This is a genomic window from Rhodococcus sp. NPDC056506 (assembly GCF_042794945.1).
Classification (GTDB): Bacteria; Actinomycetota; Actinomycetes; order Mycobacteriales; family Mycobacteriaceae; genus Rhodococcus_F.
Map to the genome: position 1 here is coordinate 19,592 of NZ_JBHTSW010000031.1, position 20,428 is coordinate 40,019.

20 protein-coding genes are annotated in these 20,428 nt (G+C 62.1%); 14 read left to right on the top strand and 6 right to left on the bottom strand.

Translation table 11 applies throughout. The features are described 5' to 3' along the window. Positions 1–33 precede the first annotated feature (33 nt). Positions 34–1,551, top strand: a complete 1,518-nt coding sequence (locus tag ACFQ6H_RS21610; RefSeq protein WP_378532475.1) for a carotenoid oxygenase family protein — start codon at positions 34–36, stop codon at positions 1,549–1,551. Then, on the top strand, positions 1,548–2,279 hold the full coding sequence (locus tag ACFQ6H_RS21615; RefSeq protein ID WP_378648498.1) for a hypothetical protein: 732 nt from the start codon (positions 1,548–1,550) through the stop codon (positions 2,277–2,279). The genes ACFQ6H_RS21610 and ACFQ6H_RS21615 overlap by 4 nt, the downstream gene beginning before the upstream one ends. Before the next feature lie 74 nt (positions 2,280–2,353). Here the strand turns inward: ACFQ6H_RS21615 and ACFQ6H_RS21620 are convergent, their stop codons facing one another. The 4 genes from ACFQ6H_RS21620 to ACFQ6H_RS21635 are packed head-to-tail and all read right to left on the bottom strand — an operon-like array spanning position 2,354 to position 6,403. After that, positions 2,354–3,982 carry a long-chain-fatty-acid--CoA ligase gene (locus ACFQ6H_RS21620; protein ID WP_378648500.1) on the bottom strand — a complete coding sequence of 543 codons (1,629 nt, stop codon included), beginning with the start codon at positions 3,980–3,982 and terminating at the stop codon, positions 2,354–2,356. Continuing rightward, on the bottom strand, positions 3,979–5,034 hold the full coding sequence (locus tag ACFQ6H_RS21625; RefSeq protein ID WP_378446350.1) for a dihydrodipicolinate reductase: 1,056 nt from the start codon (positions 5,032–5,034) through the stop codon (positions 3,979–3,981). Before ACFQ6H_RS21625 ends, ACFQ6H_RS21620 begins: the two co-directional genes overlap by 4 nt. Continuing rightward, a complete protein-coding gene (locus ACFQ6H_RS21630; protein ID WP_378648502.1) occupies positions 5,031–5,801 on the bottom strand; it encodes an SDR family oxidoreductase in 771 nt (256 codons plus the stop codon). The genes ACFQ6H_RS21625 and ACFQ6H_RS21630 overlap by 4 nt, the downstream gene beginning before the upstream one ends. Then, positions 5,798–6,403, bottom strand: coding sequence for a nuclear transport factor 2 family protein (locus ACFQ6H_RS21635; protein WP_378648504.1), 606 nt, complete (start codon positions 6,401–6,403; stop codon positions 5,798–5,800). The genes ACFQ6H_RS21630 and ACFQ6H_RS21635 overlap by 4 nt, the downstream gene beginning before the upstream one ends. 112 nt (positions 6,404–6,515) lie before the next feature. On the opposite strand from ACFQ6H_RS21635, the gene ACFQ6H_RS21640 reads away from it, so the two are divergent. From ACFQ6H_RS21640 to ACFQ6H_RS21680, 9 genes are all read left to right on the top strand, one after another. Continuing rightward, entirely contained in the window at positions 6,516–7,319 is an 804-nt protein-coding gene (locus ACFQ6H_RS21640) for an ABC transporter ATP-binding protein (RefSeq protein WP_378532487.1), read from the top strand. Further along, positions 7,316–8,029: an ABC transporter ATP-binding protein gene (locus tag ACFQ6H_RS21645; RefSeq protein ID WP_378446353.1), complete on the top strand. Its 714-nt coding sequence runs from the start codon at positions 7,316–7,318 to the stop codon at positions 8,027–8,029. The genes ACFQ6H_RS21640 and ACFQ6H_RS21645 overlap by 4 nt, the downstream gene beginning before the upstream one ends. Before the next feature lie 3 nt (positions 8,030–8,032). Continuing rightward, the gene (locus ACFQ6H_RS21650) at positions 8,033–8,929 is read left to right on the top strand and encodes a branched-chain amino acid ABC transporter permease (RefSeq protein ID WP_378648506.1); all 897 of its coding nucleotides are present in this window, start codon (positions 8,033–8,035) and stop codon (positions 8,927–8,929) included. Then, on the top strand, positions 8,926–10,014 hold the full coding sequence (locus tag ACFQ6H_RS21655; protein WP_378648508.1) for a branched-chain amino acid ABC transporter permease: 1,089 nt from the start codon (positions 8,926–8,928) through the stop codon (positions 10,012–10,014). Before ACFQ6H_RS21650 ends, ACFQ6H_RS21655 begins: the two co-directional genes overlap by 4 nt. A gap of 58 nt (positions 10,015–10,072) precedes the next feature. Then, on the top strand, positions 10,073–11,356 hold the full coding sequence (locus ACFQ6H_RS21660) for an ABC transporter substrate-binding protein (RefSeq protein WP_378543395.1): 1,284 nt from the start codon (positions 10,073–10,075) through the stop codon (positions 11,354–11,356). A gap of 13 nt (positions 11,357–11,369) precedes the next feature. Beyond that, the gene (locus ACFQ6H_RS21665; protein WP_378648510.1) at positions 11,370–13,091 is read left to right on the top strand and encodes a class I adenylate-forming enzyme family protein; all 1,722 of its coding nucleotides are present in this window, start codon (positions 11,370–11,372) and stop codon (positions 13,089–13,091) included. Next, positions 13,088–13,489: a nuclear transport factor 2 family protein gene (locus tag ACFQ6H_RS21670; protein ID WP_378648511.1), complete on the top strand. Its 402-nt coding sequence runs from the start codon at positions 13,088–13,090 to the stop codon at positions 13,487–13,489. The genes ACFQ6H_RS21665 and ACFQ6H_RS21670 overlap by 4 nt, the downstream gene beginning before the upstream one ends. Next, positions 13,470–14,489, top strand: coding sequence for an LLM class F420-dependent oxidoreductase (locus ACFQ6H_RS21675; protein WP_378648513.1), 1,020 nt, complete (start codon positions 13,470–13,472; stop codon positions 14,487–14,489). Before ACFQ6H_RS21670 ends, ACFQ6H_RS21675 begins: the two co-directional genes overlap by 20 nt. Positions 14,490–14,554: 65 nt before the next feature. Further along, a complete protein-coding gene (locus tag ACFQ6H_RS21680) occupies positions 14,555–15,355 on the top strand; it encodes a crotonase/enoyl-CoA hydratase family protein (protein WP_378648515.1) in 801 nt (266 codons plus the stop codon). Positions 15,356–15,401: 46 nt separating this feature from the next. Here the strand turns inward: ACFQ6H_RS21680 and ACFQ6H_RS21685 are convergent, their stop codons facing one another. Next, a complete protein-coding gene (locus tag ACFQ6H_RS21685; RefSeq protein WP_378532501.1) occupies positions 15,402–16,703 on the bottom strand; it encodes an MFS transporter in 1,302 nt (433 codons plus the stop codon). A 266-nt stretch (positions 16,704–16,969) separates the two neighbouring features. After that, the gene (locus ACFQ6H_RS21690; protein WP_378543411.1) at positions 16,970–18,157 is read right to left on the bottom strand and encodes an ROK family protein; all 1,188 of its coding nucleotides are present in this window, start codon (positions 18,155–18,157) and stop codon (positions 16,970–16,972) included. 194 nt (positions 18,158–18,351) lie between these two features. Here ACFQ6H_RS21690 and ACFQ6H_RS21695 point away from each other — a divergent pair, with 194 nt between their 5' ends. The 3 genes from ACFQ6H_RS21695 to xylB are packed head-to-tail and all read left to right on the top strand — an operon-like array spanning position 18,352 to position 20,396. Further along, positions 18,352–18,603 (top strand): DUF3263 domain-containing protein, encoded by a 252-nt coding sequence (locus ACFQ6H_RS21695; protein WP_378543414.1) that lies wholly within the window; start codon positions 18,352–18,354, stop codon positions 18,601–18,603. 52 nt (positions 18,604–18,655) lie between these two features. Then, positions 18,656–18,973 (top strand): WhiB family transcriptional regulator, encoded by a 318-nt coding sequence (locus tag ACFQ6H_RS21700; protein ID WP_230814392.1) that lies wholly within the window; start codon positions 18,656–18,658, stop codon positions 18,971–18,973. A gap of 25 nt (positions 18,974–18,998) precedes the next feature. After that, positions 18,999–20,396: a xylulokinase gene (xylB, locus tag ACFQ6H_RS21705; RefSeq protein WP_378648517.1), complete on the top strand. Its 1,398-nt coding sequence runs from the start codon at positions 18,999–19,001 to the stop codon at positions 20,394–20,396. The last annotated feature ends 32 nt before the right edge of the window (positions 20,397–20,428 follow it).

The following is a 20,428-nucleotide window of genomic DNA, read 5'->3' on the forward strand; positions in this document are numbered from 1 at the left end:
AAGTCTTTCCCCATCAGTCGAAAAGAGAAATCCATGGACGTCGAAATCGTAGGCAAGTTGTTGTCCACCCTTCCCGCCGATGACGATCACCCGTATCGCACCGGTCCGTGGCAACCGCAGACCACCGAGTTCAAAGCGGACAACCTCGAAGTTGTGTTCGGAGAGGTTCCGAAAGACCTCGACGGTGTCTACCTGCGAAATACCGAGAATCCGCTTCATCCCTCGATGAAGGCGTATCACCCCTTCGACGGCGACGGCATGATTCACATCGTGGGCTTCCGCGACGGAGAGTCTTTCTACCGCAACCGATTCGTGCGTACGGACGGCTTGGCAGCCGAGCAGGATGCCGGCGCTGCGTTGTGGGCAGGGCTCGCCGAGTCTCCCAAGCTCAGTCGCCCCGAGGGAGGCAAAGGTGCACGCACCCGGATGAAGGACGCGTCCAGCACCGACGTCGTTGTTCACCGGGGAACCGCTCTCACCAGCTTCTACCAGTGTGGGGATCTGTATCGCCTCGATCCGATGTCGGCGGAGACACTCGGAAAGGAAAGCTGGAACGGCAAGTTCCCCTTCGAATGGGGTGTGTCCGCGCACCCGAAGGTGGACGACAAAACCGGAGAAATGCTGTTCTTCAACTACAGCAAGGAAGCGCCGTACATGCATTACGGCGTCGTGGACTCGGCCAACGAGTTGGTCCACTACGTCGATGTCCCACTTCCCGGTCCGCGCTTGCCGCACGACATGGCCTTCACGGAGAACTACGCGATCCTCAACGATTGCCCCCTGTTCTGGGATCCGGTTCTGCTCGAGAAGGGCGCGCACGTCGCGAATTTCCATCCCGAAATCCCGCTGCGTCTCGGAGTCATCCCACGCCGCGGAAACACCGCTGACATCAAGTGGTTCGAGGCCGATCCGACCTACGTCCTGCACTTCGTGAACGCCTACGAAGAGGGTGACGAAATAGTTCTCGACGGTTTCTACCAAGGTGATCCGGAGCCGTCGGACAACGGCATGGGCAATCAATGGGAACGCGCCTTCCGCTTCCTCGCTCTCGATCGCATGCAGACCCGGCTGCACCGCTGGCGATTGAATCTGGTCACCGGAGCTACGCGTGAAGAGCAGCTCAGTGACTCGATCACCGAATTCGGCATGATGAACGGGAATTTCGCGGGCGAGAAATACCGATACGCATACGCAGCTTCGGGTAAGCCGTCGTGGTTCCTTTTCGACGGATTGGTCAAACACGACCTGCTGACGGGCAACGAGGAACGATTCTCCTTCGGTGACGGTGTGTACGGCAGCGAGACTTCGATGGCGCCGCGCGTGGGTGGTACCGCTGAAGACGACGGCTATCTCATCACGTTGACCACCGACATGAACGAGGATGCGTCCTTCTGCCTGATCTTCGACGCCGCCCGCGTCGGAGACGGTCCTCTGTGCAAACTTCGCCTTCCCGAAAGGATTTCGAGTGGTACGCACTCGACGTGGGCTCCGGGGGCCGAGCTCCGACGCTGGCAGAGTGCCGACACCGCAGCCGAAGCGGTCGGATTGTGACGGCCACGCCCGACTCGGGCTCCTGGGAGATCTTGCGGCAGGTGGTGATCGGCGCACGAGACCTGGACAAGACCGGTCGGCAACTACGTGAAGCGCTGAATCTCGCTGCCGGATTCGCGGATCCGCTGCTCGAAGACATCGGATTGGCCGACGAGACCCTGGCCGTCGGGCCGCAAGCCTTGCTGGAGATCGTCGCACCGCTCGACGAGACTGTCTCGCTGGCGAGATGGATCCGAAAGGGCGGAGGCGAGGGCGGTTATGCACTCTCGATCCAGGTATCGAACATCGAGCCCTATCTGGAACGTGCAGTTGCGGCCGATGTTCGGACAGTGGCCGATCTCGAGGCCTACGGTCACCGGATCGTCCAGCTCCATCCCGGTGACCTCGGACTGCTCGTAGAACTCGACGAGATTCCCGACGCCGACGAGTGGTTCTGGGATGAGACGGAGAAGGAGGTATCGGTCGATCCATGGGTCGACGACATCCTCGGCGTCGACGTGTCCTCCCCCGATCCGGCCAAGACGGCGGCACTGTGGGCCGAGGTGTTCGGAAAGAAACCGGTTTCGACGCAAACACTCTCGATCACGCTGGGATCGCGCGTCGTGTCGTTCGTTCCGGGGGAGCGGTCGATGCTCAGTGCAATCGATCTGGCGGCGTCGAGCGGCGCGTCTGCCGTCGAGCCCGGTCTGAGTCTCGGCGGCGTCGAGTTCCGGATTCACCCACGCTGAGCTTGCCTCACATCGAACGACAGAAATCGGGGCCGATCGCTCGAAGCGATCGGCCCCGATTTCTTGTCATGGACTCAGGCGAAGTCCTGCCGCAAGCGAGTCTTGAGAAGCTTTCCACTCGCGTTGCGTGGCAGCTCCTCGACGAACCGAACTGCACTGGGGCACTTGAAGTGAGCCAGCCGCTCGCGTGACCACTCGATGATCTCAGCTTCGGTGGCACCAGAATCGCCGGCTCGAACGACCACCGCAATGGGAGTCTCACCCCAGCGATCGGAGTGAACGCCGACCACAGCGACTTCCCGGATTCCAGGGTGCCCCGAGAGAACGCTCTCCACCTCGGCGGGATAGACGTTCTCACCGCCGGAGACGATCATGTCCTTGAGACGGTCGTGGAGGTAGAGGTAACCGTCCTCGTCGAACGATCCTCCGTCTCCAGTTCGGAGCCAGTCTCCGTCCAACATGGTGGCCGCCGTCGCTGCCTCGTTGCGCCAGTAGCGCTTCATGACGTGAGCGCCGCCGATGACGACCTCGCCGCGGCTACCGACCGGGACGTCCTCGAGCGTCACGGGATCGACGATGCGGATGGGTACGCCGAACATCGGCTGCCCGACGGACTTCAACCGATGCGCGGTCGATTCGTCGGTCGCCCGATGGTCGTCGGGCGTCAACATGGTGACGCCGCCGGTTGACTCGGTGAGTCCGTATGCCTGCAGGAAACTACATCCGAATACCTTGGTCGCATCTTGCAACAGGGGCAGTGGCATCGGCGCGGCTCCGTAGACCAGGAACTGCAGGGCACTCCAATCTGCCTCGCGCACAGCAGGTAGGGAGGTCAGGACGCTGATCACCGCGGGAACGGCGACCGCATGCGTGACCTTGTACTCCTGCATCAGCGCGACGAGTTCGAGAGGTCCGGCGATGGTCTTGAGAAGTAGAGCGCCACCGCTGAGCGTCGTGACGAGGGCAAGACCGAGCCCCGCAACGTGGAAGAACGGAACCGGGCACATAGCCACGGAGTCGGTGTCGAGATCGAGCAGGTGATACATGGTGGCGAGGGCTCGGCCGAGGTTGGCGCCGGTGAGCTCGATTCCCTTGGGGTGACCGGTGGTTCCCGACGAGTAGAAGATCAGCGCTGTGTCGTCGGGACGGCGCGACGACCCTGGATCTTCGTCCCCGGCACCGGACAGCCAGTCGTTCCACGAGACCGAGTTTCCGGCGCCGTCGACTGTGACGACGGTTCGGACGCTACCGACCGCCGCCGCGACGTCGGAGAGGCCCTCATCGCCTGCTCCGATGACGACGACGGTCGGCTCGCTGTTGCTCAGGATGTAGTCGACCTCACCCGGTGCCAGCCGATTGTTGACGGCCGTCAGAATCGAGCCCATCTTCGAAGATCCGTACAAGGTGGAGAGGAAGGACGGTGCGTTGGCGCCGATGTACGCCACCCGGTCGCCGGGTCGAACACCATCGCGCAGAAGTGCATTCGCCACTCGATTGGCTTCGACGTCCAGCTCGCGAAAACTGGTTCGACCGTCATCGGAGATGACGGCGGTGCTGTCCGGGGTCGCAATGGCCCGGCTGCGGAGTAGGTCTTCCAGATTCTGTACGGGACGTCCGTCGGGCAGGAGCGCGTTCACGGAAGGTTCAGGGGCGGAAGTTTCACGGGTGGCAGTCGAAACTACGGCCGTCGGCTGAGTTGTCATGCTGAATGCTCCAATCTGAAGGGGGCAAAGACAGGGGGTTCGAAAATGCCGGCGGGAGCGGCGAGTACATGCTCGACGGCGCGTAGTGCCGGGCCTGCGGTGATGAATTGACCGGCCGTGGTTCGACTGTTCGGATCTTGCGGTTCGACCAGATTGACGGTCATCACGATCTCGGGTTTGCCGAATAGGTGGACTTCCCATTGGTCCCGTTCCGCGTATTCCTCGCGATCGGGTTCCATGGTCCAGATGATGGCGAGGGTGAGGAACTGCTTTCCGTCGACCATTGCGTGCCAGCGCCATTCGGTGGTTCCGACGGTTCCGGCCGCAATGCGTCCGGCCGCGACGTCGAGATCCGTACGCGCGGGAAGTGCCTTGTGATCGGAGACGACCTCGTCGTAGGTGACGCCCAAGCGCTCGCACATGAACGCGATGGTCTCGAGGTACAGCGACGCGTACAGAGAGGGCAACGGCCCGGTTCCGTCCAGTTCCTCCGGGGGCGAGCCCATTCCCATGACGGTGAACGCGAAGTCGGGGTCGGGCATGCCGCGAGCGTCGAGCACCTCGTCGATCGTGATTCGGTCGAGTTCGATCGATGTTCCCGTCAGAGCCAACGCCAATCGCTCGCCGATGACACCTGGGCTCACACCAACCCCGTAGAGCGTCGAATCGCCTTCCTTACATGCTTGGGCGAACATGTGCTCGCGCTCGGTGCCGTGTGCGCGGGGGAAGTGCTGCCCGGCCGTCGTGATCACGTTGATCCCGGCTCGAAGCAGACGGCACAGATCGTCGTCGTGGCGTTCGTACGGAATCTGCAACCGCGGACTGTGGATGAGAACCTGTGGGCGCGAGCGGATGATCTCGTCCACGTCACGTGTAGCGATCACACCCGTCGGTGCGCGTCTGGCGATGTCACCGGCGTCTCGACCTGCCTTGGCGTCGCTGTAGACGTACAGGCCGACCAACTCGAGGTCGGGACGATCGATGATTCCGCGCAGCGCCGTCTTGCCGATGGCGCCGGTCGCCCACTGGGCAACACGAATCGGATCGCTCATGATCGGGTGGTCAGTTCGCCGGCTAAGAGGAGCTTGCCCAGTCCGCGTTCGTACCGAATCGGGTCGCGGGCCAGGCGCGCACGTGCGTCGATTGCCATGAAATCGGTGTCGCACGTCCACTCGCCGCGTTGCATGGCGGCGAGTCCGGTTGCCGCGATGTCGAGGGGGTTTTCCTTGTGGCCCTGCACATGTGACGCCATGCGGGTGTCGACGCTGCCGACGATCAACGACGTGACGGTGATGCCGTGCGGTTCGAGTTCGGCGCGAGCGATTCCGCCGAGCGACAGAGCAGCCGCCTTGGCCGGTGAATAGCCACCCATGAAAGCGGTCGGAGCGATTGCGGCCACCGACAGGACGTTGACTATCGATCCTCCGCCACGGGCGGCGAGCACCGGCGCGAAGGCTCGGATCATCGTCAGAGGCCCGAAGTAGTTGACCTCCATCTCGGCTCGCGCAGCCGCTTGATCGTCGGCCTCGATCAACCGATTTCCGGTGAACAGTCCGGCATTGTTGACGACCACAGTGGTGTCACCGCAGGCCCTGGCCGCTGTGTCGACGAGCCCTGGATCGGTCACGTCGAGTTCGACGATGTGCGCTCCGGTGGCTCGCAGCTCGGCCGGTGCCTCGTCGGGATTTCTCACCCCCGCATAGATTTTGGTTGCACCCATCGATCTCGACTGTTGGACGAAGGCGAGCCCGAGTCCCCGATTGGCCCCGGTGACGAGGACGGTAGCGCCCGCTATCGGAGTTCCGCGAAACGTAGTCATGAGTGCTCCTGTGCCTGTGGGGTGTCGGCGGCTTGTCGGGTGTAGATGAGGTCGTCGGGAAATTTCTTGCTCTTCTTCAATGACGATTCGGGTGCGAGCAACCCGAAGATCCAACCTTCGGTAGTGGCCATGTCGTGGTTCCAGTCCCACCGCAGTGCGCGGTGGCGGATTCCCCACCTGCCGTCCTCGAAGCCGAAGCGGTCGATCAAGCGCGCCGAGGTGAGTGTGTCGGCTATGCCGTCCGAGTGCTTGATTCGTGCGAATGCGAGCACGTAGGACTCGACCCGTGCGGTGTCCCCGTCGAGTTCGATCAAGACGTTGGTCAGGGCGTGGGTCGTCAGCGACCGCGGGTGCGTTATGGCCCCGGCGATGTGGTCGACGTACTCGTCGGCAGTGCCGGTGAAGACCCCGCCGTGGTCTTCGGTTGCGCCGGGTAGGTAGCACTGCCGGGCGTCCTCGACGTCGCCGCGATCTGCGGCTCGGAGGAAACGCGCCAGAACTTCGTAGATTTCCTGCTTGGCGACGAGGGCTTCGATCGGGCTGTACTCCCGAGTGCCCGGGCCCCCGCCGGTATCGACTGCGCGAATGTCGTTGGACCTCACGATGATGTCCCTTCTCGGCCCCGGAGCGGAGCCGCACGTTGACGGAGTGCCTCTGCTTACTGTAGTAATCTCTATCACACTGTTAATTGAAGTGTCACGAGGAGGTGAACCAATGCTTGGAACCACACCACCCGCACAACCCGCGAATGACCCGGTCGTGCTCACGCTTTCCGGCGTATCGATCGAATTCGGCGGTGTCACCGCTCTCGACGACGTCGGCTTCGACGTCCGCGCCGGACAGATCTGCGGGCTCATCGGACCCAACGGCGCTGGTAAGACTACGCTGTTCAACTGCATCACAAGGATTTACGAGCCGAGCCGGGGCGTCATCACCTGGCAGGGAACCGATCTACTCGGGCTGCGCCCCTATGCGCTCGCCTCGGCCGGGATCGCTCGAACCTTCCAGAATCTCGCACTGTTCAGCGGCATGAGCGTCTTCGACAACACCATGGTCGGCGGGTCGTCTCGGGGTCGCTTCGGACTGGCGAGCGGGCTTCTCGGCTGGCCTCCAGCGCGCGCTCGAGTCCGAGAACTGCGAGAAAAGGCCTGGTATCTGCTCGAACGCCTCGAACTCGTCGACGTCGCGAACGCACCTGCGGCAGGCCTTCCGTTCGGAACACTCAAGCGCGTCGAACTGGCGCGAGCATTGATGTCCGAGCCGTCGCTACTCCTGCTGGACGAACCTGCCGGTGGGCTCACGCACAGTGAAGTCAAGGAACTGGGAGAACTGATCGTCTCCCTCCGCGACGATTTCGGCTTCGGTGCGCTTCTGGTCGAACACCACATGGGATTGGTGCTCGGGATCTCCGATCACGTTGTCGCCCTGAACTTCGGTCACAAGATTGCCGAGGGCACTCCGGCGCAGATCCAGCAGGATGACGCCGTGATCAACGCGTACCTGGGACGTGCCGCATGACGCTGTTGAAGGTCGACGATCTGCATGCCGGCTACGGGCGAGGCAATGTACTGCACGGGGTTTCGCTCGACGTGGAGCCTGGTGGGGTCGCTGTTGTTCTCGGTGCGAACGGCGCCGGAAAGACCACCATGATGCGTGCGCTGGCCGGGTTGATTCCGCATCAGGGAACGATCACCTTCAACGGTTCGCCGTTGGGGTCCAAACCGGAACGCGCCGTGGCTGCCGGCGTGAGCCTCGTCCCGCAAGGCCGCGGAACTCTCGGTCAACTGTCCGTCCGCGACAACCTGCTCGTCGGCGCTGCGTTGCGTAAGGACAAGGCGGAGATCGCAGCCGACATCGAGCGGTGGTGCGAGACGTTTCCGGTACTCGGTCGTCGCTCGACGCAACTGGCGGGCTCACTCTCGGGCGGCGAACAGCAGATGCTCGCGGTCGCACGCGCATTGATGAGCCGTCCCACACTGCTTCTGTGCGACGAACCCAGCCTGGGGCTGGCACCCATCGTCATCGCCGAATTGTTCGACACGCTCGGTGCGATCAACCGCAGCGACGGAACTGCACTGCTGATCGTGGAACAGAATGCCGACCTCGCAATGAAACTCGCGTCGAAGGTCTTCCTGCTCGACGTAGGCACCATCGTCGCTGCCGGAACGCCCGAGGAATTTCGTTCCGACGACGTCGTGCGCAGCGCTTACCTCGGGTACCAGGAGTAAACGGTGACACTCTTTCTCGAACGACTCATCTCCGGATTGACCAACGGGTCCATCTACGCAATTCTTGCCCTCGCACTGGTCGTGGTGTTCCGCGCCACCGGCACGATCAACTTCGCTCAGGGCGAGTTGGCCCTGTTCACGACCTTCGTGGCGTGGTGGCTCACGACGATGTCCTGGCCGATCTGGGGCGCGATCGGAGCGGCTCTCACTCTCGGCTTCCTGCTCGGTGCATTGATGGAGCGCCTGCTGATCCGGCCGGTTCAGCGGAGAAGCGACATGGCCGTACTGATCGTGGCACTGGGATTGTTCACCGGGCTCAACTCGTTGGCCGGAATGCTGTGGGGGAGCGATACGAAGATCATGCCGAGTCCGTTCCCCAACGGTCCGACCGATTACATCTCGGTGGGCGGTGCGCGTGTGTACGGCGACGCGCTGGGTGTACTCGTGGCGCTGGTTGTCCTACTTGTGTTGATGTCCTTGCTCTTTCGCAAGACCAGGGTTGGTCTGCACATGCGCGCTGTCGCGGACAACGCCGAATCGGCAACCCTGGCCGGAGTTCCGACCAGCCGGATACTCGCAATCGGTTGGGGTGTTGCGGCAGCGATCGGCGCACTGGCCGGTGTCCTGGTCACTCCGCTCTCGCCGCAACAACTCGGTCTCACGACCATGTTTCCGATCTTCATCGCAGCATCTGCGGCCGCACTGTTCGGAGGACTCGACAGTCTTGTCGGTGCCGTGGTCGGTGGGTTGACGATCGGTGTCCTGGAATCGATGCTCAGCGGCTACATTTCGGCCATCGGCGGTTCGCTTCAGCAGACATCCGCTCTGCTGATCATCGTGGTGATCCTCTTCGTCAGACCCAATGGACTGTTCGGTACCAAGAAACTGGAGCGGGTATGACGACGCTTGCCGAGAGAAATGAACCCGCCGTCGCCGAAAAGGCGGTCAGGCAGCCGCGTGTGGTGGTCGTCGGATCGACGTCGTACCGGTTACTCCAAATTGGTCTGTTGGTGGCAGCCGTCTGTGCTTTGCTTCTCGCTTCACAAAGTGCGCCGTTTCGCGTAGGGCAGTTCACGAGCGTCTTCATCATCGCGATTGCCATTGCGGGACTGAATATCGTCAGCGGATACACGGGACTGCTGTCGATCGGCCATTCTGCCTTCTTCGGCCTCGGCGCGTACACGACCGGCGTGCTGATCGTCGATCGCGGATACTCGCCGTTGACCACGATCCCGATGGCAGTCGTATTATGTTTCGTACTAGGGCTTCTCGTCGGTCTTCCGTCGTTGCGGATCAAGGGGCTGTATCTGGCTCTCGTGACACTCGCTGTCGCTGTGGCGTTTCCCGAAGTGATCCGCAAGACCGGCGATCTGACCGGTGGTGCTGCCGGAATGGTGGTTCGTGCAAATTTGCTGGTCCCGCCGAAATGGACTGGTTTGACTCGCGCGGACACATATCTGTGGATCTTCTGGGTGTCGGTCGTGACGCTGGCAATTGTCATGCTCCTGATTCGCAATCTCGTCAAGAGTCGATTCGGTCTGGCGATGGTCGCGGTGCGCGACAACGAGATTGCGGCGAGCGCAAACGGCATCAACGTCGCGCGGGTCAAGATTCTCGCTTTCGGGCTTTCCGGCGCGATCACCGGCCTGGGAGGTTCGCTGTTCACGATGTACATCGGCGCGCTCTCGCCGGAATCCTTCTCGCTGATGAAGTCGATCGAATTCATCACCGGGCTGGTATTGGGCGGAATCGCAACCCAATTCGGCCCGATCGTGGGAGCAACGGCAGTGGTGTTCCTGCCGTACTACACCGGAAGCGTCACCGACGGCCCCGTGTCGGGAGTGGTGTTCGGCGCGGTGCTGATCGCGATCGTGTTCTTGATGCCGGACGGAATCGTCGGCCGGATCAACAGCGTCCTACGACGATTCGTCCTCGTGGTTCCCGCAGATCATCCCAAGTATCGCGAAGGCGAGCCTCGCACCTGAACAACATCTCCCTCGCCCACTCTCGTTTCTCTCAACTCACAGCAAGGAACTGGACGACATGAAAAGGCAGACCACGATTCCCGCAGTCATCGCCGCTGCGGCACTACTCCTTACGGCCTGCGGAGGTAGCTCCGATGCAGAGAGCAACACGTCGACATCAGCCGGTGCAGTCTCAGTCGACGACTGCAGCGATCCCAGCGGTGCCGCAGCGCCGATCACCGACAAACTGACGGTGGGATGGAGTGGGCCGACGTCCGGCCCGCTCGCCGACGCCGTCGGCAACGTGATCGAAGGAATGCGAGCACGGTTCGAGGTGGCGAACGCGGCCGGCGGTGTCGGCGGTGTCAAACTCGACGTGGTGGTCAAGGACGATGCCTTCTCTCCGGAACGGGCCAAAGCCAATGTCGGAGAGTTCATTCAGAAGGACAAGGTCGACGTTCTGGGCACGTTCGGAGCCGGCCAGTTGAACGCCATCGCGGACGATCAGACCACTGCCTGTGTGCCACTGCTGTTTGCGCAGGCAGGGATGCCGGAGTTCCGGGTCATCGAAGACTTCCCGTGGACAACGGAGTATCTCCCGGATCCGGGCATCGAGATGGAAGTAGTCGTCGAGAGCCTGAAGAAGAAGTATCCGGACGGCGCCAAGGTCGCATTGGCTACGAACCAGACCGAGTCTGGACAGGGAATCGCCAACGGCTTCAAGTCGGCGATCGAAGGAACCAACTTCGAGATCGCTGCCGAGGAGGCGTTGACCGACCCCAAGACGGCGGCATCCACCCTCAAGGCCAGTGGCGCCGAGGTGTTGGTGGTAGCTGGTGTCACCACTGACTGCCTCGCGATCACTCAGGCGATCGGACGTGTCGGATGGAAGCCCGACACCGTGATTCAGCCGTCGAACTGCGTCGACGGTGCGACGCTGTACGCGCCCGCCGGTGATGCTGCAGACGGGCAGCAGGTGATGGTGTGGCTCAAGGATCCCAATAACGCTCTCTACAAGGACGACGCGGCGGTACGTGACTACCTAGCGGGTGCAGCTGCTCACGGTGCCGATTCCCCGACCAACAGCTACACCGTGAACGGCTGGGCCATCGGTGACCTGTTGGTGGACAACTTCACTCGGGCGGCTGAGTCTTCAGACGGACTCTCTCGCGCCACCATCATGAGTGCCGCGCGTACGCAGGACTACCACCCGCCGATGTTCATCGACGGAATCAAGTTCACCATGACCGCCGATCATGCGCTGGGAATCCTGGCATTCCAGCCGTTCGAGTGGAATGCCGCTACCCAGGCGTTCGAGAAGCAGGGCGACGTGATCGATATTTCCGGCCGTTACGAGAACTGAAGCGAGTGCGCGCATGAACAAGACACACAGGGGATTGCATCCTCGTGGCAAGGTGGACGAATACACCTCGAAGGGGTGGTGGTCCGACGAGACGATCGATCAGGTGTTCCGGGCGCAGGTGCGGGTGCGCGGCGACGAACTCGCGGTAGTTGATCCGGCGAACCGGAGCGAGTTGTCCGGCGGAGATCCACGACGCCTCAGTTGGAATCAACTGGAGAGCGAAGTCATCGCGCTCGCTGCCCGCTTCTCCGAGGTGGGTTTGGGCCGGGGAGATGTTCTGGGCGTGCAGATGCCGAACACCGTCGAACTGGTCGAGGTTTATCTTGCAGCGTGGTCGCTGGGGATCGTGGTCTCACCTTTGCCGATGCAGTACCGCGAACGTGAAGTGGAAGGAATGGCAAACCAGGCGGCGTTTGCAGCATTTGTCACCGTACCCAGTTTCGGTGACAGACTCCCCGCTACGGAGATCGCTGCAATCAGATCCCGGATTCCTTCTCTGAGATCGGTGTTCGCCTACGCTCCCGCGTCCGAGCTTGCGGCTCAGCTTCCCGCCGGCGTCGTGGGACTGAGTCCTCGGACTGCCACCGAAGCACAGCGCAGTGAACTGGAGGAACGAAACACCGAAGATCCCAACGACCCCAACGATGCGATGACGATCTGTTGGACCTCCGGGACCGAAAGCGAACCGAAGGGGGTCCCACGTTCGCACTACGAGTGGCTGGCCATCTGCTGGGCCACGATCGACGCTCCCGACATCGTCGTCGGCGACGTCTTGTTGAACCCGTTCCCGATGGTCAACATGGCCGGAATCAACGGAATGTTCCTGCCGTGGCTCCGCACGGGATGTGTACTGGTACAGCACCACCCGTTCGACCTTCGAGTGTTCCTCGGGCAGATCGAGGCCGAGCGAGTGACGTACACGGTAGCGCCGCCTGCGCTGTTGTGGATGCTGCTCGCCGACGAGTCGATGCTCGCGGCGGTCGACCTGTCGAGCTTGACTCGGATCGGTTCGGGTTCGGTGCCACTACAACCTCCGATGGTGCGGGGATGGCAGGAGCGATACGGAATCGGAGTCATCAACTTTTTCGGATCAAACGAAGGCATCAGTCTGCTCTCCTCGCCTGCGGACATGCCGGATCCGGACGACCGCGCACGGTACTTCCCCCGCTTCGGTGTCGAAAACTTCCGTTGGAGCACCAGGATCTCGGACTGGATGGACGTGCGCTTGGTCGACGTGGTCACCGGCGAGGACATCACCGAAGTCGGGCACCCGGGTGAGTTGCGAATCAGTGGACCGACTGTCTTCGCCGGCTACCTCGGCGATCGACCGTCGCCGTTCGACGAACGCGGATTCCTCTGCACCGGAGATATCTTCGAGATCGCCGGTGATCAAGGGCAGTTCCTCCGCTACCTGGATCGAGGCAAGGATCTCGTGATCCGCGGCGGAATGAACATCGCCCCAGCCGAACTGGAGGGATTGATCGCCGAGCACCCGGCAGTTGCGGATGTGGCCGTCATCGGCGACCCCGACGAAGTGCTCGGTGAGCGTGTGGCGGCAGTGGTCACGCTGCGGCCCGAGACGGAACTCGAACTGGACGCTCTGGTCGCGTTCCTGAAGGACAAGCGCATCGCGTCGTACAAGCTTCCCGAACGGCTGGAGATTCGGAAAGAATTGCCGCGCAATTCGACCGGAAAGATCCTCAAGCGTGAACTTCGACAGAAGAGTGTGGCATGAGTGTGATGAACGACAGTGAAAAACTTGCGCTGGCGCGTGAGATGTTCCAGGCCTGGGACGTCATGGATTGGACACGCGTCGTCGACCTGTTTGCCGAGGACGGTGTGCTCCACAGCGTGATGCAGGAACCGCTTGTCGGCAAAGAGGCCGTCGCGGGCCGAATTGCATTGCTGGCAAGCAAGTGTGAACGGATCACCCTGAAGATCGAGTCGCTCGGCGTGATCGGCGGCAGGGTTTTCGTGCAGAGAGTCGACGACTTCCACTTCGACGGTACCCACGGCGTCGTGCCTGTTGTCGGAATCCTCACCATGGCAGACGGGCGGATCACCGAGTGGCTCGAATACTACGACCGTCCGACGCTGTTGAAGGGAATGGGTCTTGTCTCCGATTTCGAGTAGCGGGATTTCGAAGAAACGATTGCCCACTGTCGACATCTCCCTGGGGTTGTGGCAGGACCGTCCGCCGCGCGAGGTGACCGCCACTGCGCGTCTTGCCGACAAACTGGGGTTCGGCCGAGTGTGGGTGGGAGAGATGGCGACGTACGACGCATTTGCGCTGGCTACGTCGGTTGGCACCGGCTTCGAGCACTCCGAGTTGGTGGTCGGTCCGCTGGCAGTGACGGTTCGTGATCCGGCGATGATCGCGATCGGGGCGGCGTCGGTAGCGGACTTGACCGGGCGTCACGTGTCGATCGCGTTGGGAACGTCCAGCACTGTCGTGGTCGAAAAATGGCATGGGCGAAGTAGATCCGGGGCAGCACGTGCGCTCGCGGAGTCCACCCGCGGTGTGCGAGCGCTGATGAACGGCGAGCGCGGCGAAGTCGCCGGCACTGTGGTGCGCACCAGTGGATACCGACTGCGACTTCAGCCGCCGGGCGGCCGGTTGATCGTTGCGGCATTCGGAGACAAGGCGCTTCGGGCCGCCGTGGAGTTGGGTGACGAACTGGTGCTCAATCTGGTGAGCGCGGAGCAGGCCGGTCGTCTGATCGCGCGATGCAAGGAGATCGCGGCCGAGTTGAAAACGGGCATGCCCGTCGTGTCGGTGTGGGCACCGGCTGCTGTCGCCGAGCATGGACCGTCGCAGGTGTCGATCGATCAACTCAGACGTGGGCTTGTGCCGTATCTCGCTGCCCCCGGGTACTCGGACATGTTCGTCCGTGCCGGCTTCGCGGACGTGATCGAGGCAGCGAGGGCCGGAGCCGCACCGCGAGAGCTCTTGAGTCAGGTCTCCGACGCCATGGTGGCGACGGTGGGAATAGTGGGAACAGCGGCCGACGCTCGCGCGCAACTCGAGGCGTACCGAGCGGCGGGCGTGGACACCGTTGTGGCCGTGCCGTCATCCACTGATTCGGACCCGGCCGGGCAAGTGACCATGGAACTTCTCGCCGAGATGGCATGACGAATCCCCGAAGAACTTACTCTCAGGTAAGTTCGTCGGGGATATGTCGAATCGGAGGAGTTGCCGTGAGTAATCGTGTTCGTGTCGAGATAGTGCAGTCGGTGGCGTACGTGACGTTGAACCGACCGGAGAAACTCAACGGTCTCGATCTGGACATGCTCGACGCGCTGGTGAATGCCGCTCGAACGATCGAGAGCGATCGTTCGATTCGGGGCGTAGTTCTGCAAGGCGCGGGTGACGCATTCTCTGCCGGATTGGATTTTGCTTCTGCCGGCAAGCAACCGAGGCGGATGGCAAGGGCCTTTGCGAAGTTTCCAGGTCAGAAGACCAACTTGTTTCAACGCGCGTGCTGGGTATGGCGCGAATTGCCCGTGCCGGTCATCGCGATCGTTCACGGCCACTGTTTCGGCGGGGGACTGCAATTGGCGCTCGCCGCAGACTTTCGATTCGCCACCCCTGATTGCACGTTCTCGGTAATGGAGGCGAAGTGGGGATTGATTCCAGACATGACCGGGACGGTCACGACGCGCGAACTCGCGGCAATGGATGTCGTGAAACGCCTCGCCATGACGGCGGAACTGTTCGATGGAAATCAAGCTCTCGAGTGGGGTTTCGTGAGCGGAGTCAGCGACAACCCGATCAAGCCGGCGCAGGAACTGCTGTCGCAGATCATGACTCGCTCGCCGGACGCCGTCGCAGCAACGAAGACGTTGTTGCACAGGACCTGGAACCGATCGCCTCGCTGGGCATTTTGGATCGAATCACGGATCCAACTGGCTTTGATGAGGGGTAAAAATCACAAGATCGTGCGCACCGCGAACGGTGTGAAGAAGTTGCCGGAGTTCGCCATTCGAAAGTTCGGCTGACGAACTCCGGCATCGCGGCGCCGTGCGGCGTCCACGTCGAGGTCGATCACAGCATCAAATCTCGTCCCGATCGGTCTTTGATGAGCGTCGTGGCGACGAATGACACCGCTGCCAGCAAAGCGAGGTAGATCGAGATGGCCAGAGTGCCACCGGTCTTGCCGAGGAGCCACTGCGCGACGGTGGGTGCGAAGGCGCCGCCGAAGATGGTTCCGACGGCGTAGGAGATCGACGCGCCGCTGTAGCGGATCGAGGCCGGGAACAGCTCGGCGAACAACGCCGGTTGGGGTCCGTACGAAAGCCCGAGTCCAACCGAGAAGAGAATCATCGCCACATAGATCCAGCCGAGATTTCCGGTGTCGATGAGGAGGAAGAACGGCACCGCGAACAGGACCATCGCGAGGTTGCCCACGTTCATTACCGTGGTGCGGCCGCGTCGGTCCGACCAGTAGGCGCCGATCATGGTGAACACACCCCATGTGACGGCACTGGCGAGCGTGGCAATCAGTAGTTCCGTCTTACCCAGACCGTACGTCTTGGTTGCGTACGCGACGATGAATCCACCGATCACCATGTAGCCGTTGCCGTTTGTGCCGATGAAGGACAGGGCTGCGAGTACGACCTGCTTCGGGTGCTTCTTGAACAGCGTGCGGATAGGCGTATTGCTCTCGGAGCGGCGTTCCTTGAGTTCGGCGAATACGGGTGACTCGCTGACCCGGCTTCGGATGTAGAAGCCGACGCCGATCAACACGACGCTGAGCAGGAACGGCACTCGCCATCCCCAGGTGGTGAACTGTTCTTCCGTGAGGGTGAACGTGCACAGTGCCAAAACACCGGTGGCGAGCAACATTCCGAGCGGTACACCCATCTGGACGAATGCTCCGAAGAATCCTCGGCGTTTGGTGGGTGCGTGTTCGACGGCAAGTAGAGCGGCCCCGCCCCATTCGCCGCCCGTCGAGAATCCCTGCACGATTCGGAGAAGTATCAGCAGGATCGGCGCCCAGATTCCGATGGAGGCATACGTCGGCAGCACGCCGATCAGGACCGTCGCGGCGCCCATCATTGCCAGAGTTGCCACCAGCACGCGCTTTCGGCCGAGTCGATCACCGAGATAGCCGGCGACGATGGCGCCGAGTGGACGGAAGACGAAGCTGATGCCGACCGTGACGTAGGAGACGATCTGGCCTGCCGAGCCCATCGGCTTGAAGAACAGGTCGGCAAAGATCAGCGCTGCGGCTTGGGCGTAGATGAAGAAGTCGTACCACTCGACGGTGGTGCCGACCATCGACGCCATCGCGGCGCGGTCGTACTCCTTCGCGGCGGGTTTGGTGCCAGTTCTGGTTGTGGTCATCGAGCTACTTTCTGCCATTCACGTGTTCCACCGAGGAGGTGAACTGCGAAGTCGGAACAGGGGAGAAATACTGTTCGATCTGCGACGTTGCCGGTGTGCTCGATGCATGCTTTTGGCTGATTCGGAGCGTTCCTGCGCGATCCCATTGTCGATATCGGCAACCGAATGATCGGTAGGTAATGAATTATGCAGAAGTGTGAGCGTCAGCACAAGAGATGTCGGAAAGGTCTGACTATCCGGTGCGGAGTGTGCGAGAAATCGGGCGCTCAGTTTTGGGGCGACGCGGCAATGCGCAGGTCGATTTCCCGAGCGCTGAGTAGGTGGTCGAGGACAAGAACCGCGCAGCCGAGAATGCCGGACTGTGCGCCGTGGCTGACCGATGCGATCTGCAGCTTTCGGGTGGCAAGCGCCGTTGCATTGCCGTACACGGACTCTCGAAGCCCGGCGAGGAAGAGTTCGTCGGCCTCGGCCATGTCGCCGCCGATGATCAGGACCTCGGGATTGAGGAGGTTGACCGCGCCCGAAATGACGTCGCCGATCAGTCGACCGCTGCTTCTGATGAGCCGGCGGGCTTCGCTGTCACCGTCCAGGGCGAGGCGGACAACGTCACGCACATGCCCGACGCTCCGACCTTGATCTCGAAGGGCGTGCACGAGAGCCCAACCGCTGGCGACGGTTTCGACGCAGCCGACGTCGCCGCACCGACATTTCATGCCCCGCGCCGCAGCGGTTTTCGTGTGCCCGATCTCGCCGGATGCTCCGAGTGAACCGCGTTGGAGGACTCCACCCAGGACGATTCCCGCGCCCAGGCCGGTCGATGCCTTGATCATCAGGAGGTTGGGCGCGCTCTCGCGTCGTTCGCTCAATTCGGCCAGAGCCATCACGTTGGCATCGTTGTCGGCGAACAGCGGTGCCGTCGTCACCGATGCCAGGTAGGGGGCAAGAGCAACTCCGTCCCATCCCGCCATCATCGGGGAATCGAGGCTGGCTCCTGCAGCGACGTCGACGGTTCCGGGAATGCTCAGTCCTACTCCGATGACTTCGGTGGACTTGCGCTGGACCCGGGCCAGGAGTGACGAGAGATGCTCGGCAATTTCGGGCATCAGTTCGTCCGGGCCGACTCCGACCGACTTGTCGATGTCTTCCGCTGCGAGGATCGTGCCCGCCAGGTCGGTGACGGCAAGTTGTGCCCGCGATCGACCGATCGCCACGACGAGAACCACGCCGGACGCCTTTGCGAACGTGAGAGTGGACGGCGGCCGTCCGCCCGTCGACGGTCCCTCGTCGTCATCGGCGATCAATCCAAGCGATTGAAGTGCCGCAACCCTGGCCGATACTGCTGTCCTGGACAGGCCGGTGAGCTTCCCGATCTCGCTGCGAGTGGTCGCTGAACCGCTGCGTATCAGCGTGAATACCTCTCCTGCGGTAGCCGGAGTTGTGGACGGTCGGGTCATTGTCCTATTCAAGCATTCCTTGTCGGCAACTTCAGCGTGCGAAAGTTGCCCTACTTTGTTCACAAAAAGACTTAAGTAGGTCTTGTGCGAAAGCAGAAGTAGGCATAGTGTGTGTCTTGACTCACTGCCACGGGCGTCCGGGGAGACGAGTCGCAGTTTCTGTGAAGCAGGGCGCACAAACAGGGGAGAACCTGATGAGCCGCACCGATACACAAGAGATCGTCGAGTTCGCACGTAAGTGGCAGCAGTTCGACGGTGGACCCGACGAAGAGATCTTCGTAACTTTCGGCCTCGCCCCGGACGAGTATTTCCGCAGGCTGCAGGCGATTCTCGACGACGGCGTCGCAGCGCTGACTCCGCCCGTCGCCGGCGAACTCGCTTCGGTCTGTGCGCATCGACTCGGCCGATCGACGAATCGGCCGGGCGCCGGTAAGTCCGCAGCGTAGCTCCGAGTCACCCGAATCCGTTTCACCCGAGTAAGGAATTGAGGTCGCCATCATGCACAAGCACCTTCCGATGCCGTACCCGACCGCCGAAGTGTGGGATTGGCAGTTGCAGGGAGCATGCCGTGGGCACGACTCCGCCGTGTACTTCCACCCGGACGGCGAGCGTGGACATGCTCGCGAGAACCGTGAACGCAACGCCAAGAAGGTCTGCGGGACGTGCCCTGTACTCCAGCAGTGCCGCGAACATGCACTGTCCGTCCACGAGCCGTACGGCATCTGGGGTGGAATGACGGAGACCGAGCGCGCAGAATATGTGCGATCGCTGCGTAAGCGCAGCAACCGGATGCCCGCGGTCGCCAACGCGAGCTGAAGGTCCCTTCGGAAAGGACTCCAGCGTGACGCTCGTTGCCGGTATCGATTCGTCTACTCAGTCGTGCAAAGTCATTGTCCGTGACGCCGATTCAGGCGAACTGGTACGAGAAGGACGAGCGGCTCATCCAGTCGGTACAGAGATAGATCCGGCCTGCTGGCTCGAGGCTATGGACAGTGCAATTGCCGCGGCGGGTGGGCTGGACGACGTTGCGGCAGTTTCCGTCGGAGCTCAACAGCACGGCATGGTGTGTCTGGACAACGGCGGCGAGGTCGTCAGGCCGGCGCTGCTGTGGAACGACACTCGTTCGGCCAAGGCTGCGTCCGATCTGGTAGAAGAACTCGGCGGATCGAACGAATGGGCCGACGCCGTCGGAGTCGTCCCGGTCGCTGCAGTCACGGCAAGCAAGCTTCGATGGCTGGCAGATCACGAGCCGGCCAACGCCGATCGCACTGCCGCGGTGTGTCTTCCGCACGACTGGCTGTCCTGGAAATTGGGCGGGTCAGGGTCGTTGAAGGAACTTGCCACCGACGCGGGCGACGCCAGTGGAACCGGCTATTACGCTGCCTCGACGCGCGAATACCGTACCGATCTGTTGGCGTTGGCATTTCGCGATCGAACCCCACAGGTTCCCCGAGTTGCAGCGCCGAACGAGAAGATCGGAAGCACTCACTCCGGGGGAATCATCGGACCGGGCACGGGTGACAATGCCGCAGCCGCACTTGGTTTGGGTGCAGTCCCCGGTGACGTGATCATCTCGATCGGAACTTCCGGCGTAGTATCGGCTGTATCAGTCACGCCCACACACGATCCCAGTGGAAACGTGGCAGGATTCGCGGACGCGACCGGACTGCACCTGCCGCTGGTATGCACTCTCAACGGCGCTCGCATTCTTGATGCGACGGCATCCATTCTCGGCGTCGATCACGCCGAACTGTCCAGGTTGGCGCTGACCGCGCCCCTCGGAAACGACGGGTTGGTCATGATCCCGTACTTTGAGGGTGAGCGGACGCCCAATCGGCCCGACGCCACGGGAGCCATGCACGGTTTCCGTATGCAGAACTCGACGCCTGCGCACTTTGCACGAGCCGCCGTCGAAGGTCTCCTGTGCGGCTTGGCCGATGGCGTCGACGATCTGGTTCGTCAGGGTGTCGAGGTGAAGCGAGTTCTCCTTGTGGGAGGCGGAGCGAAGTCTCGTGCACTCTGTGAGATAGCGCCGGCAATTCTCGGGGTGCCGGTCGTGATCCCTGCTCCGGGTGAGTACGTCGCCGAGGGAGCCTGCCGGCAAGCAGCATGGGCTCTGTCCAAAGACGTGCAGCCGCCGGTGTGGCCGAAACCGGAAGAGCGGCGATTCGACGCCGAACCAGCTCCCCACGTGCGTGAGCGTTACGCGTCGCTGCGCGAACTCACCGAAGGCGTGTAACCACAGAGCCTGACACCGTTCGCTCGGTTAGG

Coding starts and splice junctions, on each gene's coding strand:
- ACFQ6H_RS21610 (WP_378532475.1), top strand. CDS start 34: ATGGACGTCGAAATCGTAGGCAAGTTGTTGTCCACCCTTCCCGCCGAT.
- ACFQ6H_RS21620 (WP_378648500.1), bottom strand. CDS start 3,982: ATGACAACTCAGCCGACGGCCGTAGTTTCGACTGCCACCCGTGAAACT.
- ACFQ6H_RS21625 (WP_378446350.1), bottom strand. CDS start 5,034: ATGAGCGATCCGATTCGTGTTGCCCAGTGGGCGACCGGCGCCATCGGC.
- ACFQ6H_RS21630 (WP_378648502.1), bottom strand. CDS start 5,801: ATGACTACGTTTCGCGGAACTCCGATAGCGGGCGCTACCGTCCTCGTC.
- ACFQ6H_RS21640 (WP_378532487.1), top strand. CDS start 6,516: ATGCTTGGAACCACACCACCCGCACAACCCGCGAATGACCCGGTCGTG.
- ACFQ6H_RS21645 (WP_378446353.1), top strand. CDS start 7,316: ATGACGCTGTTGAAGGTCGACGATCTGCATGCCGGCTACGGGCGAGGC.
- ACFQ6H_RS21655 (WP_378648508.1), top strand. CDS start 8,926: ATGACGACGCTTGCCGAGAGAAATGAACCCGCCGTCGCCGAAAAGGCG.
- ACFQ6H_RS21660 (WP_378543395.1), top strand. CDS start 10,073: ATGAAAAGGCAGACCACGATTCCCGCAGTCATCGCCGCTGCGGCACTA.
- ACFQ6H_RS21665 (WP_378648510.1), top strand. CDS start 11,370: ATGAACAAGACACACAGGGGATTGCATCCTCGTGGCAAGGTGGACGAA.
- ACFQ6H_RS21670 (WP_378648511.1), top strand. CDS start 13,088: ATGAGTGTGATGAACGACAGTGAAAAACTTGCGCTGGCGCGTGAGATG.
- ACFQ6H_RS21685 (WP_378532501.1), bottom strand. CDS start 16,703: ATGACCACAACCAGAACTGGCACCAAACCCGCCGCGAAGGAGTACGAC.
- ACFQ6H_RS21690 (WP_378543411.1), bottom strand. CDS start 18,157: ATGACCCGACCGTCCACAACTCCGGCTACCGCAGGAGAGGTATTCACG.
- ACFQ6H_RS21695 (WP_378543414.1), top strand. CDS start 18,352: ATGAGCCGCACCGATACACAAGAGATCGTCGAGTTCGCACGTAAGTGG.
- ACFQ6H_RS21700 (WP_230814392.1), top strand. CDS start 18,656: ATGCACAAGCACCTTCCGATGCCGTACCCGACCGCCGAAGTGTGGGAT.